Annotated in this window: 17 protein-coding genes, 1 pseudogene and 1 riboswitch; of the genes and pseudogenes, 11 read left to right on the top strand and 7 right to left on the bottom strand. The window is 34.2% G+C overall.

The features are described from left to right. Positions 1-10: 10 nt before the first annotated feature. The 5 genes from I7822_RS25880 (at position 11) to I7822_RS25900 (ending at position 10880) form a co-directional block, all read left to right on the top strand. Positions 11-2773 (top strand): phage tail tape measure protein, encoded by a 2763-nt coding sequence (locus tag I7822_RS25880; protein ID WP_207981949.1) that lies wholly within the window; start codon positions 11-13, stop codon positions 2771-2773. Continuing rightward, the gene (locus I7822_RS25885; RefSeq protein ID WP_207981950.1) at positions 2774-4207 is read left to right on the top strand and encodes a distal tail protein Dit; all 1434 of its coding nucleotides are present in this window, start codon (positions 2774-2776) and stop codon (positions 4205-4207) included. Beyond that, a complete protein-coding gene (locus tag I7822_RS25890; protein ID WP_207981951.1) occupies positions 4204-9330 on the top strand; it encodes a phage tail spike protein in 5127 nt (1708 codons plus the stop codon). Before I7822_RS25885 ends, I7822_RS25890 begins: the two co-directional genes overlap by 4 nt. A gap of 18 nt (positions 9331-9348) precedes the next feature. Continuing rightward, the gene (locus tag I7822_RS25895) at positions 9349-9609 is read left to right on the top strand and encodes a hypothetical protein (protein WP_207981952.1); all 261 of its coding nucleotides are present in this window, start codon (positions 9349-9351) and stop codon (positions 9607-9609) included. A gap of 161 nt (positions 9610-9770) precedes the next feature. Continuing rightward, positions 9771-10880, top strand: a complete 1110-nt coding sequence (locus tag I7822_RS25900) for a GerAB/ArcD/ProY family transporter (protein ID WP_207981953.1) — start codon at positions 9771-9773, stop codon at positions 10878-10880. Between the two features lie 202 nt (positions 10881-11082). Here the strand turns inward: I7822_RS25900 and I7822_RS25905 are convergent, their stop codons facing one another. Further along, positions 11083-11250: a hypothetical protein gene (locus tag I7822_RS25905; protein WP_207981954.1), complete on the bottom strand. Its 168-nt coding sequence runs from the start codon at positions 11248-11250 to the stop codon at positions 11083-11085. A gap of 190 nt (positions 11251-11440) precedes the next feature. Here I7822_RS25905 and I7822_RS25910 point away from each other — a divergent pair, with 190 nt between their 5' ends. The 4 genes and pseudogenes from I7822_RS25910 to I7822_RS30040 all read left to right on the top strand — a co-directional run bounded on the left by I7822_RS25910 (position 11441) and on the right by I7822_RS30040 (position 13052). Then, complete coding sequence (locus tag I7822_RS25910; RefSeq protein WP_207981955.1) at positions 11441-11722, top strand: hemolysin XhlA family protein; 282 nt, start codon at positions 11441-11443, stop codon at positions 11720-11722. 1 nt (position 11723) lies between these two features. Beyond that, positions 11724-11969, top strand: coding sequence for a cation diffusion facilitator family transporter (locus tag I7822_RS25915; RefSeq protein WP_207981956.1), 246 nt, complete (start codon positions 11724-11726; stop codon positions 11967-11969). Between the two features lie 48 nt (positions 11970-12017). Next, a pseudogene (locus tag I7822_RS30035) lies at positions 12018-12536 on the top strand (peptidoglycan recognition protein family protein); the annotation flags it as partial. Continuing rightward, positions 12513-13052 carry a peptidoglycan-binding domain-containing protein gene (locus tag I7822_RS30040; protein ID WP_307847890.1) on the top strand — a complete coding sequence of 180 codons (540 nt, stop codon included), beginning with the start codon at positions 12513-12515 and terminating at the stop codon, positions 13050-13052. The pseudogene I7822_RS30035 and the gene I7822_RS30040, both read left to right, overlap by 24 nt. A gap of 293 nt (positions 13053-13345) precedes the next feature. Here the strand turns inward: I7822_RS30040 and I7822_RS25925 are convergent, their stop codons facing one another. Both I7822_RS25925 and I7822_RS25930 read right to left on the bottom strand, forming a co-directional pair. Further along, positions 13346-13717 (bottom strand): hypothetical protein, encoded by a 372-nt coding sequence (locus I7822_RS25925; protein ID WP_207981958.1) that lies wholly within the window; start codon positions 13715-13717, stop codon positions 13346-13348. A 19-nt stretch (positions 13718-13736) separates the two neighbouring features. Then, positions 13737-14450 carry an EAL domain-containing protein gene (locus tag I7822_RS25930; protein WP_207981959.1) on the bottom strand — a complete coding sequence of 238 codons (714 nt, stop codon included), beginning with the start codon at positions 14448-14450 and terminating at the stop codon, positions 13737-13739. Between the two features lie 89 nt (positions 14451-14539). Continuing rightward, positions 14540-14622: riboswitch (cyclic di-GMP riboswitch) on the bottom strand. A 227-nt stretch (positions 14623-14849) separates the two neighbouring features. On the opposite strand from I7822_RS25930, the gene I7822_RS25935 reads away from it, so the two are divergent. Next, positions 14850-15323, top strand: a complete 474-nt coding sequence (locus I7822_RS25935; protein WP_207981960.1) for a CBO0543 family protein — start codon at positions 14850-14852, stop codon at positions 15321-15323. A gap of 630 nt (positions 15324-15953) precedes the next feature. Here the strand turns inward: I7822_RS25935 and I7822_RS25940 are convergent. The 3 genes from I7822_RS25940 to I7822_RS25950 all read right to left on the bottom strand — a co-directional run bounded on the left by I7822_RS25940 (position 15954) and on the right by I7822_RS25950 (position 17024). Further along, positions 15954-16403, bottom strand: a complete 450-nt coding sequence (locus I7822_RS25940; protein ID WP_207981961.1) for a hypothetical protein — start codon at positions 16401-16403, stop codon at positions 15954-15956. An 86-nt stretch (positions 16404-16489) separates the two neighbouring features. Beyond that, on the bottom strand, positions 16490-16690 hold the full coding sequence (locus I7822_RS25945; protein WP_207981962.1) for a hypothetical protein: 201 nt from the start codon (positions 16688-16690) through the stop codon (positions 16490-16492). Beyond that, a complete protein-coding gene (locus I7822_RS25950) occupies positions 16683-17024 on the bottom strand; it encodes a YolD-like family protein (protein WP_207981963.1) in 342 nt (113 codons plus the stop codon). The genes I7822_RS25945 and I7822_RS25950 overlap by 8 nt, the downstream gene beginning before the upstream one ends. Positions 17025-17131: 107 nt before the next feature. On the opposite strand from I7822_RS25950, the gene I7822_RS25955 reads away from it, so the two are divergent. Next, positions 17132-17353 (top strand): hypothetical protein, encoded by a 222-nt coding sequence (locus I7822_RS25955; RefSeq protein ID WP_207981964.1) that lies wholly within the window; start codon positions 17132-17134, stop codon positions 17351-17353. Positions 17354-17365: 12 nt separating this feature from the next. Here the strand turns inward: I7822_RS25955 and I7822_RS25960 are convergent, their stop codons facing one another. Continuing rightward, the gene (locus I7822_RS25960) at positions 17366-17584 is read right to left on the bottom strand and encodes a helix-turn-helix transcriptional regulator (RefSeq protein WP_207981965.1); all 219 of its coding nucleotides are present in this window, start codon (positions 17582-17584) and stop codon (positions 17366-17368) included. Positions 17585-17659 lie beyond the last annotated feature (75 nt).

Here is a 17659-nt window from a genome sequence, read left to right on the forward strand (position 1 = left end):
GGTTTACTAATTGCAGGATTTAGGAGCATTAAGAGCACGTCTGTTACTTGAAGCTAATAACTTCAAACAAGGTATGCAGCAAGCGAGAGAAGAAATGAAGAACACTGGTTTTTCAGCTAGACAAGCTAGTAATGATTTGCAACTTATTCAAAACGCATCTTTAGCAGTGGGTGCTGCAGTAGCAGCAGGAATTGGATCAAGTGTAAAAGTTGCTGTAGACTTTGAAGCTCAAATGAGCCGTGTTAAGGCTATATCTGGTGCAACTGATGAAGAATTTAAGAAATTAGAAGCTTCTGCACTTGAATTAGGTGCATCAACTTCAAAATCAGCTAGCGAAGTAGCGATAGCATTTGAAGATATGGCTGCAAAAGGTTTCAATGCAAATGAAATTATGGCTGCTATGCCTGGGGTTATCGCTGCTGCTGAAGCATCAGGAAGTGATTTAGCATTAACTGCTGACGTTGTTTCTTCAGCTCTAAATGGATTTCAATTAGAAGCTTCAGAAGCATCAAGAATCGCTGATATTCTTGCTAAGACTGCTAATATTTCTGCAGCAAGCATGGATGATATGGGCTATGCATTTAAATATGTATCTCCTGTTGCGAATACATTAGGGATTAGTATAGAGGAAGTTTCAGCTGCAATTGGAATAATGACTAACGCAGGTATCGATGGTAGTAGTGCTGGTACTGCTCTAAGGGCTGCGTTACTCGCACTTAACAATCCAGCAAATGAACAAGAAGAGATAATGAAAAAACTTGGGTTTTCAATGCGAGATAGGAATGGTGAAGCGAAAGATCTTTCAGAAATCTTTGCAGATTTAACCGAAGTTACAAAAGATATGACAGATGCCGAAAAAGTGGCAACCATAGCAAAACTTGTTGGGACTGAAGCTTCATCAGGAATGATTGCTGTAATGGAAGGTGGAGTCGATCAACTTAACGAATTCACTGACGCACTTGAAAATTCATCTGGTGCATCAAAAGATGCAGCCGACATTATGAAGGATAATCTGAAAGGTGCATTTCAAGAATTCCAAGGTGCTTTAGAAACACTTGGAATTCAGGTAGGTAATGAGTTTTTACCTATGTTTAAGGAGATTATTCAAACGGGTACAGATGTTGTCGAAATGATTGGAGAATTAGATCCAACAACAGTTAAAGCTGGACTGGCCTTCGCTGGAACAGCTGCAGGTATTGGTTTGACAGTCACGAGTATTGGTAAATTAATTGTTGCTCTTAGAACCTTAAGTTTATCTATGGGTCCGGCTGGTTGGTTAATAACCGGTTTATCTTTAATTGGTGGTTTAGTTGCTGGAGCCAATATTGCTTACAGTGATATGAATGAAGTTACCCTCGAACATGTTGATGCAGCACAAAAAGAAATTGATTCTCTTAGTACAATGACAGCTAGATATGATGAACTGAAAGGAAAGTTAAATCTCACCACTGATGAACTTGGTAGATTTTTAGATATAAATGATGAAATAACACGTACATCTGATCCTAAAGTCATTGAAAAGCTTAAAGATGAACAGATAAAACTCAAAAAGGAATCTGGTCTCACAAACGCTGAATTTGAAGAATTTTTAGGATTGAACGATAAAATAATTGAAAAAGTTCCTGAATCAAATGTTGTTCTTTCTGAACAAGGTAATATTATGTTAGCGAATTCCGAGGCTGCAAAGAAATTAACTGAGGAAAAAGCTAAGCAATTACGGATTGATTTAGAAACTGAACAAGCTAACTTAGAATCTACACTAAATGAAAATATAAAAGAGCGAAAAAGTCTTTTAGAGGATATAAATGGGTTAGCCGAAAAACGTAATACTACAGAAAAAGAACTAGAGGCTCAAACTAGGGTTGTGGGTGAACTAGAATCTGAATTGCAAACTGCTAAAGCAAGTGGTGATGATGAAGCTATTTATAAAGCAGAAGTTATTATAGGTAGAGAACATATCAAGCTTCAAGAGCTAAGAGAACAACATGCTGCTAACATGGATAACATTAAGGCAAAAAATGAAGAATTAACAAAAGTAGATCAACAAATAGGTAAATTAGACAAAGTAAAGAACTCTCTAATTGCTTTAGAGTTACAACAAGTCGGCATCAATGCAAAAAAAGGACAAGAAATCCAACAAATCGATGCAGCTATTTCTAAACTGGAAGCAGAAAAGAAAAAGCTTCAAGAAAAGGTACCTGTTAGTCAGAGAAACACTCAGGAATACAAAAATGCTGTAGCAGCGATTGATAGTCAAATTTCTAATCTAAGCACTGTAAAATCACGTGTTCAAGAAATCACAGGAGAAGCTAGTACAATGAATAGCGTTCTAGGAGTGAATATACAAAAACAAGTAAACATTACTACCACGAACCGTACGCGTCAAATTATCGAAAGAGGTTATGAATCAGCAACTGGTCCAAGAGAAATGCGTCATAGTGGTGGGACGTTACCAAAATTACACGTAGGTGGTGTACCAGATTGGCTAACTAATGTCCCAAATCACAATGAAATTGACGTTCGTTTATTGCGTAATGAGATGGTTCTTACCGAGACGCAACAGGCTAATTTATTTAAGATGATCGATGAAGGGTCTTTTGATAAATCTGGTAATTCAAAAGCTGAGTCAACTAAATCATCAGGTCTTAATCTTGGACCACTTGTCTTTCAGACCTTTTTAAATAGACGTTTAGTTGCTGAAGAAATCGTAGATGACATAACTGATTTGCAAGCTCGTAAAGATAAAGTAGAAAATATGTTTGGAGGTGGGTAAATGTTTTACTTTAAAGGAAAATGGAGCAATGAATATCCTATTATTGTTAATCGAATTATACGTGGAATTTTATCTCCCATCTCCAGAGACTTTTTAGAAATACCTGCTCGACCAGGTGCTTTCCTTCAAAATACTAAAAGAGGTCTGAACGCTTTTAAAGTCGAAATTACAATTCATCATGAAGATGTTGAAGAATATAACACTTTAATTCGTGATCTTGCGGGTTGGCTTTTTAGTAAAAAAGCAGAAGAATTTATCATTGCTAAAGATCCCAGCATAAAATATTATGCTGTCTTAGAAGGTAGTACTGATCTTAATGAGATAGTTACTTTAGGAGAAGGGGTACTTACCTTTGTATGTCCCAATCCAGATGGACAAGGTCCACTTAAAGGAATAACTATTAATGATACCAGCGATCCTTCTATTGATGGGATAATTGCGAATAACGGTACAGCCGAAACTTTCCCAAAATTCATTGCTGAGATTACTCAACTAACAACCTCTTTATCTATTGTAAGTTCTGAATATCACGTTACATTAGGTTCACCTGATAACGTAGATAGCACTCCTGTACCTCCAAGGGAAAGAGTATTCAACGAAACGATGAGCTCAACAACTGGGTGGACAAATGGTTCTAGTGTGGATGAAGGAACTGTTGGAGGAACATTTACTACAGATGGCCAGAACTTTATTCCAAATGGTTTTGGTACCGGAAATTCATGGCATGGTCCAGCTGCAAAGAAATCTTTAACTACTCCTGTTCAAGATTTCATGGTTGAAGCTGTTATGGATAATGATAACAGTCCCGTTGCTTCGCTTGGCAGAGTGGAGCTTTATTTATTGGATGAAAATAGTCAGGTTATTGGTGTAATGGGTGTTAAGGATTCTTGGAAAAACGAAAAGACTAATACTGTATATTTTCGTGCAGGTTCATTAAATAACGGCACATACATTCTAAATGGCTATGGAAGTAAGAAGACAAATTACAATGATTTTTATGGTTACTTACGAATTGAAAGAGTAGGTACCTTGTGGACAGTTTATGTTGCAAGAATCGATGCTAACGGAAATCATTTTGTAGAGTGGTCTAAAAGTTTTAGAGACTCTAAAAATTTTTACACTGCTCGACTTGCTCAAATTCAGGTTCATTTTGGTCAATATCAAACCTATACCCCTACAACATTAAGAGTAAGGGATATAAATGGATACAAGATTAATGATCTTTCATCAACTCAAATTCCTTATATAGGGCAACCAGGAGACATTTTTGAGATTGATCATATTGTGAAAAAAGTAAGAAAAAATGGTGAACTGTTTAGCGATATCGATTTGTCGAGTCGCTTTTTTGCATTAAAGAATGGTAATAACGCATTAGAAGTATATCCAAAAAATGTAGCAATTGTATCTGCAGAGTATAGGGAGAGGTACTTATGATTCTTGTACTTTCGAAAGAAGAAACATTTTTATGTGTATTAGAGAACGATAACTCAGATGCATGTCCATATAAAGATGATATCCATCATGAGAAATTAAATGATAGTTATTCAACCTATCCCTTTTCAGTTCCACTTTATCATGATGATGCCAAGTTTCTAGTAAGAGAAAATAAAGTGGTCATACAAGATCTTGATGGTAATTCTCTTATGTTCACCATCAAAGATACGGAAATCGATACCAACTCAAACCTGAAACATGTTCAGACATTGAATTCTGGTCTGGAACTATTAGGTAAACGCATCATGCCCCAAACGATTCAAGCCACTGATGTTAATGACATCTTGGATAGATACCTTGATGGAACGAGATGGAAAAGGGGTAGAACGGATTGGGCTGGTACACGAACAGTTGTGATTGAACAAGTACAAACAGCTGTTAAGTCAATCCATGACCTAAGAAGCCTTTTTGATTTAGAACTCCAATATCGAGTTGAATTAAAGAACGGTAAGATTTCTGACCGTTATGTTGATTTAGTTGAACGGATTGGGAATTTCACAGGAAAAAGAATTGAAAATGCAAAAGATCTAATAGAAGTCCGCATAAAAGAACATAGCAACGATCTCTACACTGCATTAGTTGGTGTTGGCCCACAACAAGATGATGGAACACCAATGACTTTTGCTGATGTTGAGTGGTCTATCGCAAATGGTGATCCACTTGATAAACCTCTAGGGCAAGCATGGCTAGGAGATCCAGACGCACTTGAAAAGTGGGGCATAGAGGGCGTGCATATTACTGGAGAGTATGTGTACAGTGGTAGCTCTGATATTACCCCTATTAAACTTCTAGAATTAACTTATGAGCAATTAAAGAAAAGCATTGAGCCTGTCGAGACGTTTGAGATTAAATTTGCTGATCTTGAAAATGTCATCGCTGGTGATGGAGAAGATTATAGTCATGAGAAGGTAAGAATGGGGGATACAATTACTGTCTACCATTATGGGATTGATGATAGTACGGCTATTCAGGCGAGAGTAATTGAGCTGAAAAGGAGTAAATCGAATCCATTAGCTGGGGAGATGATCTTAGGTGATTATAAACGAATTGCCTTAAAAAAATCTCCTATAATAGAATCAATTCAAAAAAGGCTACTTAACTATGAAACTGTTTTAGGTGCTCAAAAGAAAGCTGACAATGCTAAGGTCATTGCCATAGATACTGCTTCCTTGGATGCAACCAGTAAAGCAAATGCAGCACAGCAAGCTGCTGAGGAATATGCATTTGCAAAAGCTGAAGCTGAGCGAATAAAAGCTGAAGCATATGCAGACGGCATTGTATCTGCAGAAGAACAAGCAAGGATTAATGATGCTAATGAAAAACTAGCTGTTGCTAAAAGTCATGCTGAGCAAAAAGCTGCAGATGCACAAGGTGCGGCTGAATTATACACACGACAGCAACTTACTAACTATGTAAGTGCTATTACGTATAACCAAGAAATAAGTGATATCCAAAGTCAAATTGATGGGAATATTACATCTTGGTTTTATAATTATGAACCTACTTTATCAAATGAGCCTGTTTCATTGTGGACTACAAATGAAATAAAAAATAACCATTTAGGCGATCTTTTTTATAATACGTCAAACGGTTATTCTTACAGATTTTCTCTTGAAAATGGTGTATATACGTGGATTCTCCTTAAAGATTCAGACGTACAGAAGGCTCTTGCGGATGCAGCTAAAGCACAGGATACAGCTGACTCAAAAAGACGTACTTTTGTAAATCAACCTGTGTCACCTTATGATGTTGGAGATCTGTGGGTGCAAGGTACAAATGGGGAAATCATGAAATGTCAAACTGCAAAAGCGCAGGGGCAAACATTTAGTTCAGCTAATTGGATAAAGGCGAGTAAGTATACTGACGATTCAAGAGCAGTCCAAGCAGAAGAAAATGCGATTGCATATACAAATACTCAAGTATCACAATTGGACGAAGAAATTACACATCAACTAACGTTAATTGAACAGAATGCAAGTGACATCTTGTTGAGAGCAGAAAAGACAGTTGTTGAGGGAATTGATAGTAGGTTAACCAGTGCTGTAGCTTCTATTCAAACTAATGCAGAACAAATATCTCTCCGTGTTACAAAAACTGAATTTGATAATCTGCAAATTGGTGGAAGAAACTTAATCAGAAAAAGTAGAATTGATGTAGAAGGAACTCCTATGACAACTGATGGAGAATATGCATTTTATAAACCTCTAGCAAGTGGTAATTGGAGAATCAGTGAATTCACACAAAGGGAAAAAGGAATATATTCTCTAAGCTTTTGGGCTAAGGTTGCAACTGCAGGAACAATAATGGTTGATATTTGTGATGGTTACAATACAGATTTTAACCTTACTACTGAATGGCAGTATTTTAAGATGGAAAACAAAAATGTCACAAGTGGGTATTTGGGTGCAACTTATTATGGGTTTATAGATTTCTTTGCAAAAACAAATGTTGGAACTCTCTACCTTAAAGAGGTCAAACTAGAAAATGGTACTAAATGTACTGGATTTTCACCTGCACCTGAAGATATTGATTCTGATATTTCAGGTCTTGACGGAAGAATAACTACTGCTGAAAGTTCTATAACCTCCAATGCCGAACAAATTCAGCTTAGAGTTACAAAATCAACCTACGACACGGATATTAATAATTCAGGTGGACTTAAAGCTAGAATGTCTTCAGCGGAAAGTTCTATAACTCAAAATGCTAACAACATCAATCTTAAAGTTAGTAAGGATGGAGTTATTTCATCTATTAATCAAACTGCTGAAACTATTAAAATAGCAGCAAGTAAAATAGACATTAATGGTGCAGTTACTTTCAGTAGTTTTGATTCAACGACCAAGGGTGTTTTATCAAATGCTGATGCAAGTATAATCAATGCGAATCCAAATTTCCTAGATTGGACAGGAACTTATCCTAGTGGATATAGTGGTTTGAGTGGTACAGGCATGAGTAAAGTTTCATCAGGCAACGGTATGGGAAATGCTGTTAAGTATGTAGTTGCATTAAATACGAATAGTTACCTAAGTCCAAATCAAATTACTAATCAACCTTACTATCAATATGTAACGGTAGAAACAACATTCATGTTGGAAAGTGGAACAATTGATGGTGCAGGGGTTTTATTTAGATATAATGCAACTGCAAACTCTGACCATAAAATTCATTTGAAGGATTTAATAGCATCTCCAACTTTAAATAAATGGTATACAGTATCAAAAATTATCAAACAAGCAACAACACCTTCTGGATTTACAGGATACACCATTTTCCCTATGGGTGGTTGGACATCGTTCATTGGAACTATTACCGCAAAAACAATTCAATTCGATTCTGTTAAAACTAGACCATCAACAGAACAAGAAATTGCTTCATATGAAAATGATGTAACCATTTCAGGGAGTAAATCAACGTGGGATAGAGCAAGCAATATCAACAGTAATGGAACATTTAATACTTCTAAATTATCTGGTACTGTTTCTGATTCACAAGTCGCTAGTGCTACAAAATGGAATAATGCAGAATCACTATTAAATAGTTGGAAGTCAGGAACGACACTTATTAATGGCGGTATGCTTGCAACCAATTCCGTCTTTGCTACTTCAATGGTCTTATCGGACTGGACTAATCTTTGTGAAAACCCTGATTTTGAACTCGATAATGTTGGTTCTTCGCCAAGAGGCTATACGAATGTTTATGGTAGAGTTGCCGATATTTCTGCATTCTCAGGTGGGAATGGCTCTAATCGTGCTTTAGAGATTGACTCTAGAAACGGTGCTAATGCAGACGCATATAGTTCTAATTTAATTCCTGTTCAAGCAGGACAACAATTCTATGTGGAGTTTGAGGGTAGGCATTTAAATACTGTTGGTACGGGTTCTACAGGAGTAGGTTTTAGGACTTATGACGAGAAACGTGTGGCTCAAAGTACATGGGTTCAAGTAGCAACATTCGGTAGTGCAAAAACGACTGTTTTCACTAAGAAAAGTGGTTCATACACTGTGCCATCAGGAGTTGGATACTTACAAATATTTATCACTTTTGCTAACAACGCTGAGACAACGAATAAGTTTTATGTTGACAATATTCGCATTAACAGAAAATCAGCAGGGGAACTTATCGTTGATGGTGCTGTTACTGCTGATAAGATCAACGTTACTAGCCTAGCTGCTTTATCAGCTAATTTAGGAAAAGTAAATGCTGGGGAAATCACTGGTTCATCATTTACTACTACAGGTACTGAAGGAACAATTGATATAAGAAATGATTTCGTTCATAGTGTTAAAACTTTATCTGGGTCTACTGATAAATCAAGCTCGAGGCTAACAAGTGTGATTGTATCAGTAAGAGAAACGTCAGCTGATCTAGCTTTACTTAGAAGTGCAGCATATTTAAAAAGTAATCAATTAGAGTTTGAAGGTCTTTACGGCACGTATACTCATTATGAGAAAAACGGTTTTAATGGTGTAGCCAGAAATGAAACAACCTTGGTAAATCATTCATATTCAATGGAATTTGATCCATACATCCAAGGTTTTGAATTTTCAGCACCAAATGGATTAGGTATCAATGGTCAATCAAGAATGACCTCTGATAGTTCTTACTTTAGAGTATTATCACCAAATGGAGGAGCAAATCAGATGCGCTTTGCAAGCAATGGCGAATTTGCACTTTATCAAAATGGATCTTATCGACATTTATTTAAACCTGATGGGAGTAAAATAGGTGGATCTATTGAAATCGAAGGTAAGGTATGGGGGATGTCTCCAATTGATAGTCCTCAGGTCAAGATTAGTCTTTTATTAACAGATATAGAACTTACAGAGGGAATTGAAACAACAATTGCATATGAAGAGAGATTTTATAAAGCAACAGCAAATATTGCGATTTTCCCTTCTAATCCTAATGTAGAAGTTATCACTAAATTAGATGGATCTTTCACTGTGGTTGCTTCAAAAGACTGTAAAACTGATTTCTTTGTCATTGGTGAACGTCTCGGCTACGAAGGAACTTATTTTACTGATATGGATGCGGTATATGGAAATGCTGAAGGCGTTGTATAAAGAGAGGAGAAAAATGAAATGGCACAAGCTAATTTAATGATTCAAGACTTAAAGAATCAGATTTCTAGATTAAGTGAGGAAAGAGCAATTTATTTTGCTTTGGCAAGTGAAAAAGAGACAGAAAATAGCTCATTACAATCTCAAAATTCTTCCCTTATAAATGAAATTGGATCAATCAAACAGCAATTACAGGAAGAAAAGGATAGAAACAAAATACTTGAGGATACACTTGAAGATTTGACCAAACCAAATAATATGGAAGTTCAAAGCGCTGAATAAGGGCTTTTTATTTTGTCTTTCACTATGTGTTTAATGAAGATTAGGAGAAAAGAGTGAATCAGTCTTAAAACGAATTCCTTATCGCTTAAAGAATGAATAACTTTTTTAGTTCTGGAAATGATAATAAAATTGATATTTTTTTATTTTGAGGGGACACAAAAATGGAGCAGCAAAAAATAAGTGGACTCCAAATCTTTTATGTCTTAGTGGGATTTGAATTTGGAACTGCAATTATTCTAGGTGTAGGAGCGGGAGCGAAGCAGGATGCTTGGCTGGCTATTATGATTAGTATGTTAAGTAGTCTAATTTTAATGGGTGTTTTTACACAATTATCACTTTTTTATCCAAATGATACATTAGTATCTATGCTTCCAAAAATTATCGGGAAATACCTTTCTTATCCAGTAATGATTATTTATATTTTTCATTTTATCTACTCTGCGGCAAGAGCATGTCGTGATTTCGGTGAATTAATTACCTCAACAATCTTAGTCCAAACTCCAGTATTAGTTGTGATCGGAAGTTTTATGTTGTTAATAATTTATTGTCTTCGAGGCGGAGTTGAGACTTTAGGTAGAATGGGAGAAATGGTATTTCCTATTTATTTTATTTCAATGATTGTGATTTGGATTTTATTATTAAGTATGGAAGATTTTAATTTTAAAAACCTTTCACCTGTAATGGGAAATGGAGTAAAGCCAATATTAAAAGAGACATTTCCTGGTATCATAAACTTTCCATTTGGAGAATCCATTATCATCATGATGTTTTTTCCTTTTTTAAAAAATAAAAGAATAATTAGAAAGGTGGGCATGTCAGTAATTTTAGTTGGTGGATTATTGCTTACACTTAATTCAATTTTTGTTTTGTCTGTCTTAGGACCTGAAATTTATGGCAAGGATTGGTTCCCCTTTCTTACAGCTACTCGGATGGTTTCTATTGCAGATTTTCTTGAACGATTCGATGCATTGATTATTTTAATGATGGTAGCTGGAGTATTTTTTAAGGTTGGAGGTTGGACATTCGGTGCTGTTATTGGAATATCTCAATTATTAAAGTTAAATCAAACTAAATCGGTAGTTCTTGCCTTGGGAACAATTATTACCCCTTTATCACTACTAATTGCAACGGATTTTGGTGAACATTTAGAAATTGGATTAGATTATTTTGTTCCATATTTCCATGTTCCATTACAAATAATTTTCCCGATTTTATTGCTTGGAATCGCATTTATTCGCAAAAAATTCAATTTTGATAATTCTTCTACCTGATATTAAATCTAATTGTAATTCATGGCTAACAACTCAGCATCCGAATACAGGTAGCGCAGTAGATACGAAAGTATATGTTAGTAATGACGATGATAAAAAACGTATGAAAACGTGTTGAGAAAATTATATAAATAAGAAGATGTGAGCATCCGAAAGGGTGCTTTTTATTATGCCTTAGGGTTAAGGAGTAGAAAAGAATCTACTACTTATCATCATTTCCATTCATTATTTTTCTGTATCTTTTTTCAACACTAATTGCGGTCCTACCAAGTCTTTGGCCAATTTCAAATTTTAATCCTGATTTACGAAGTTCGAATAATTGACGCTCTTCAGAGGTGGACCAATGATTGTAATCTCTTTTGTTGCTCATAGCATTCACCCCTATTTATTTTCATAGGATATTATTATTACCAAAAAGGAGAAGTTTATCTTAGAATATTAACAAAGAATTAACTAAGAATTTACAAATGATTAACAAATAAAGTCCTATCTTACAGGGCTTTTTATTTTGCCTTTAAGGAGGTGACCAATCTTGAAATATATATAAGGGGGCGAGGGCAATGTCGCAAGCTGTGGAGGGTCAACAAGATATGAACACAATATCTGAATTAAAGGCTGATGTGAAGAACTTAGAACAACGAGTGTCTACACTTGAAAGAACTTCAGATCGTCACGATCAACAAATAATTAATATGAACGAGAAGTTAAATAAGATTGATGATAATACGACTTGGATAAAACGCACTATTACTGGTGCAATTATAACAGCGATTTGCACCGGAGTTATTGGCGGAGCAATCGCTATTTTTTATGCAGTTTTACAACAAAAAGGAGGAGTTTAATTTGGCAAAAGATATTGCAACATTATTAGGTGGATTTTTAACAGCTTTACTTATGTTTTTTGGAACTGTTGGTATTTCTTTTGAGTGGTTCACCATGGATAGTATCAATGCATTTGTAGTACTGGTCACTGCATTTATTGCTTTGATTATAAACGGTTTTGCGATTTGGAAAAATACCTACGTTTCTAAAAGGGCACAACAATTCAAGAAAAATGCATTAAAAGCTCAAGGAATCATCAAAAAATAAGCTGCCATTTGGTGGCTTTTTATTTTATCTAAAAGGGGAGTGTAAGTAATGGCAATATCAAACAAATATCAAATCGAACAACGTTTTATTTCGTATGGAGATGCACGTTCAGGAGAAAAGCTAATATGTCCAAAATTTGTTGTCTCTCATGAGACTGCAAATAACACAGCTGATGCAGATGACCATTATAAATATTTCGATGGTCAGCAACCAAATGCATCAGCACATACTTTTATAGATGATACAAAGATTTTGGAGATCATACCACTTGATGAAAAGGCTTGGCATAACAGATATGGAAACCCTGAAGATAATCGTATGTTTGGCGAAGATGCAAACGATGCAGCTATTGGGGTTGAGCTTTGCCGTACAGGAGACTTTAAGAAAGCATATGACCGTTATGTTTGGTATCATGCTTATTTATGCAGAAAGTTTGAGTTAGATGTATTTAAGAGAATTGTTGCACATAAGACTCTTGATCCACGTAGACGTTCAGATCCAGAAAGCTGGTTAAAACCTAATGGTGTTACTTGGTCTAAATTTATTAATGATGTTAAAGCTTATTACGATGCGTGGGATGGGGAGGAGACAACTGTTAAAGTTGAAGCTCCAGAACAAAAGGTAAAAGCAGTTGTTGTATCAAATCCTGAACGAGCATTACGTAAAGGCGATAACGGAACTCCGGTAACTAATTTACAAAAGAAGTTGATTGCTGCAGGGTTTAAATTACCTAAGTATGGTGCTGATGGAGATTATGGTTATGAGACAGTTTCAGCAGTAAAAGTATTCCAGAAAGCAGTTGGAATTACGGTTGATGGTATTGCTGGTCCTGTGACTTTTTCTAAACTTGAAACATATAAAAAGCCAAAAAATAAAAGCAAGTCAATTGTAGCCTATCCAGGACACCTTATTAAAAAAGGATCACGAGGAAAAGATGTAGAACGTGTACAAAGGGCTGTTAGTGTTTCACCAGACGGAGTATTTGGTACTAAAACAGAAGTTGCTGTAAAAGCATATCAAAAACGGCATGGTCTAAAAGTAGATGGTTTAGTGGGTAGAGAGACATGGAATAAGTTGTTTTAATGACATAATACAAATGTTCCAGCTCAAGAGTGTACCATTCCAGTGGGTACACTCTTTTATTTATTTGAAAAAGCCCTCCCTTATTGGAGAGACTATATCAAAATCTGAATTACTCGGGTTTGTAAACCTATTCAGTCTTATCCATTTCTTTAACGGTCTCCATGACAATCTTCACCATTTGATACCCTCGTATCATCTTGTTAGCTTAAATGGGTGTGATACCTTCTTTCTCCAAATCATTTATGAGCTTGTTCCAGTCTTCATTCATTTATAACTTACTCCTTTAAAGTTCATTAATTTTTCTTAGTGTTTATTACTTTCATCCCTTCAAGAAGTATTATGGCAACTTTACTTAAGTATTGTATAATATCAGGTCTCAATAATAGCTTAATGTTATTTTTGACAGAGACTTTTAATCCGTGCCGATCAAACTTATACTCATAAGAATTTATTGAATTAATTAGAGAAAAATCATATCTGTTGAGTGGTTCAATGCTAGAACTTTGATTAATTAAATACTCTAATAATTCTCTGGACTTCCTTTTTAAAAGATGTTTATTGTCTGATATTTGATCTATATTTTCATTAATATAATTTTGAGCAATTGATAATTCAAAACAGTCAACACTAAGATTAATCATCTTAATTAATTCTTGTAGAGCCATTAATAAGCTCCTTATCAGACTAAAATTTTGTAAGTTTTTTAGGTTTTCCTAAAATGTATCCTTGTGCATACGTAATACCAAGTGATTTTGCAACAGCAAGATCCTTTTCATTTTCAAGCCCCTCAAGAATAAGCTTTGTATTATAATTCTCTGAGTAATTAATAAACATCTGAATAAAGTCTTGTTTTTGTTTTGACTCTAGTAGGTTATCTGAAAAATAGCGATCTAATTTAATATATTCTGGCTCGAGTTCAATGATAGCTCTTAAATCTGAATTTCCCTTACCAATATCGTCAATTGCAATTAAAAATCCTTGTATTTTAAGTTCAATAATTTTTTGTTTTAAAGTAGTAAGATCTGTAATACTTTCCAAATCACTAATTTCAAAAACAATTTGTTGACATGATAAGTTATCATCAGTAATAATTTTTTTATAAAATAATGGGAAATTTGCATGAAGAATTGTTGAGGGAAAAACATTCAAAAACAAATACCCATCTGTTTTAGTAAATCCTGCAGCATTGTAAGTAATAACAGCTTTATGAATTGACCGCGAATCTAATTCATAAAGTTGCTTTTCTTTTTTTGCAGTTAAAAAGGCGAATTCCGGATTTGGGAATTTTTTAGTTCTTAAGAGTCCTTCATACCCAGCTATTTTCCAATTACTAATGTTATATATAGGTTGATAATTATGAAAATAATCATTATTCTTTATAAGTTCTTCAATAGACACTTAAGCATCAACTCCAGTCAAATTAAATGTTCAAAAAAAAGAGATGGTTCTCCGAAAAAAACGGGGAATCATCTCTTTTTTCTCCATTTTTCGGCGGCTCGACTACCATAGCATATGCCTTAGGTTCGTAGCTTTGCGTCCTTATTTTTCAATAAGTTTGCCATTATCGAAATAGACTTTCTAAATCTAATTAGAATTATATAGAAAAATATGACAAAGGTCTATTAAAATCGACAAAATAGACATTTAATGTTGAATTCTGTAAATATTTGTCGAAATTTATAGACTGTAATGTAGTTTTAAAGTACTATTGTTTTGTAACATTCAAATTTTCATATTATTCAGAAACAACTATGACTAGACACCTTTGTATATTAATGATGGGGTGGGGGATTTATTGTGATTGAATTGATTATTGAAACATTATCATGGATTATTGCAATTTTGTTATTTTATTTTTATGGTTTAAGAACAAAATATCGTGAAGCTATACTTAGTTTTCTTTTTATGCAATTTATTACATGGCCTCTGGGTTTTGTAGTAGCTGAAATGAAGTTAATATCATATCCAGTCCGTTTTTTTGAATATGCGAGTAGATCAAGTTTTACCTTTGAATATTTTATTTTTCCTGTAGTTGCTGCTTTATATACGGTGTATTATCCAAAAAATTCTTCTAAAATTAAGAAGGTTTTTTATTCATTTTTAATTGTTTCCGTTTTAACGGCTGCAGAATTTATTTTAGAAAGATATACCGATAATATCGAATATTTAAAATGGGATTGGTATTGGAGTTGGCTTACAATGTTAGTAACTCTTCAAATCGCTTATCATGGTACTTATTGGTTTATAAAAAACATTAAAAAATTTGTATGACAAAGATTTTTATTGGTTATCTATTCTCCACAGGAATATGTACAGGAAAATCGAACCACCAGATAAAGTAAATAGATAATGGAATTGAAACTATATAAGCAATTAAGGGTTTTTGTAGTACGAAAAAATCATTGGAAACATAATTACGTCAAATATAGCAGACCATGCCAAATTTCAACCATATTGATATTTAAAATAACCAGCAAATAATAATATAATTTCTACTGCTCTACATAAATGATAATCAAACCTTTACTTTCATCAATATCATAATGTATATTTCGGGCATTCAATGCATGCAAACATCTTAGTTAGAAACAAAGCCCTTCCTATTGGAGGGGCTTTGTTTCTATTACAAACTAACCAAAAATGATATCCACATTAAAACTAATATAATTACAAACCACCAACCAATAAATTTAAAGAACTTTATTAAAATCTTATTCTTTTTCCATGATGATTTTATCCATGCTAATTCTAATAAAGATTCAGTGTTTTTAATCAATATATAAGAAAATCCACCGAATATTAGCGAAAGTAAGAAGAAAAATGAAATTTGACCTACCATAATAAATCCCCTTTATTAAACTTAAATACATTCATAGGATGAATATATCATATAAACCCTTCCTAATGGAGGGGCTGCATTGTATTAAAAATTAACTGGTCTTCCATATCTTCATACTCGAAGTTTCTCTCGATCTCAACCCATGTTGTATTTGCTATATCCCAATCAAATACAGCAAGCTGATTTATTTGTCGAAGTTGGTCCACTTTCATATCTAAATATTCTTTATCTACGAAAAACTCCATTTTACTACGTATATATCCAGGTTCCAGCCTGTATTCTTCAATTTCAAAAACATACACCCGTTTGTCGCCTGACGAAAATTCCCGAAAAAAACATTGCGCTTCCAAAATTTCATTATGTGTTTGATATTTCATAAATGGAGATTCCCATTTTCTTGTTGGAATTGGTTTTTCATCTAAAATAATTGCACAAGCTTCTTCATTGAACTCTCCAAATTTTCCACCGGAAATTCCGATAACATGTTTGTTTTCCGACTTATAGAAATGCATACTTAAACCTCCTATGTGTTTTGTCCTAAGACAATTAGATCACAGAAGGTTAAAATTAATATTATAAAAATGTAAATTATTTGTAATTAAATCTTATAATTATACTTTCCACCCTCAATATCTCCCTTGATTGAACGAATATACTCCCTCAATTCTTGATCTAAATTATCTTTATCAATCTCATCGATCGTGAAACCTATTATCCTTCCATCTCTCCAATCCATGACTTTGATCATTTTATGTGGTCCATTCAAATAAACATGCATGATGTTGTAACGATCACCCATTGTTATCTACTCTCAAAATATCTTCGAATTTAATGAAAAACTTATCACCATGGCTATTGAATATTCTAAGTTCTTTTTTTAATCCATCAATAAAATGAACATGGCCAATAAATAGCTTTATGTCTCCACGATCAAAATACGTAAAAACAAGTTCTTTATTATACTCCATAGCTTCATAAATTTTTTGGTTGATTTCCTCTAATTGATCTTCGTCCAATGTAGGCATTTCTACTTTATCTAAGCTCTCGTTATATTCCCTGAGTAACTTAACGTGCTCTGGGAGCATCATTGCGGTCCACTTGATTGATCCTCTGTCTTTAATCACGATTATCATCCTTTTATTATTAGTTCTCCTTATTATACGAAAATATGTTCTATTTTCTAATTGAAATCGAACGTTTGTTTGTATATAATCATTTACATAGAGAAGGAGCTGAGAATATGACGGGTCTATTGTTTACATCAAAAGAGGATCAAATGCCAATTGAATTAATGTACATATCTGGAAAAGGGGATATTACACACAGAACTGTAATTGTGAGGGATATTCAGGATGATTACATTAAAGCGTTTTGTTTAACTAAACAACAACCTCGTTTATTCAAACGATCAAACATTCTGTCAGCTGCTAAAGTACGGCGGTATGCAAAAACCGCCTTTTAAGGGGCGGTTTATTTAATCCTCAATTTTCACCCAAACTTCATTGAAATTCTTTCCTAGCTTTTCACAGATAGCATAAGCTACTGGAAAAGAAGGTAAAGAATGTTCATTAGCTAGTGAACTTAGAGCCCCAAGACTAATTCCAATATCATCTGCAAACTTACCTTGGGTAAAGTTCTTATCCTCCATTTTCTTCTCTGCGAAAATAATCTTTAGCCTACACTTAAACTTCATGTTATTCACCTCATGTAGTTCATTTCTCCATTCAATTCTTTATCCCTTCAAAAAAAGTACAAGTTCAACTTAAAA

This window comes from Metabacillus bambusae, assembly GCF_017497975.1.
Classification (GTDB): domain Bacteria; phylum Bacillota; class Bacilli; order Bacillales; family Bacillaceae; genus Metabacillus; species Metabacillus bambusae.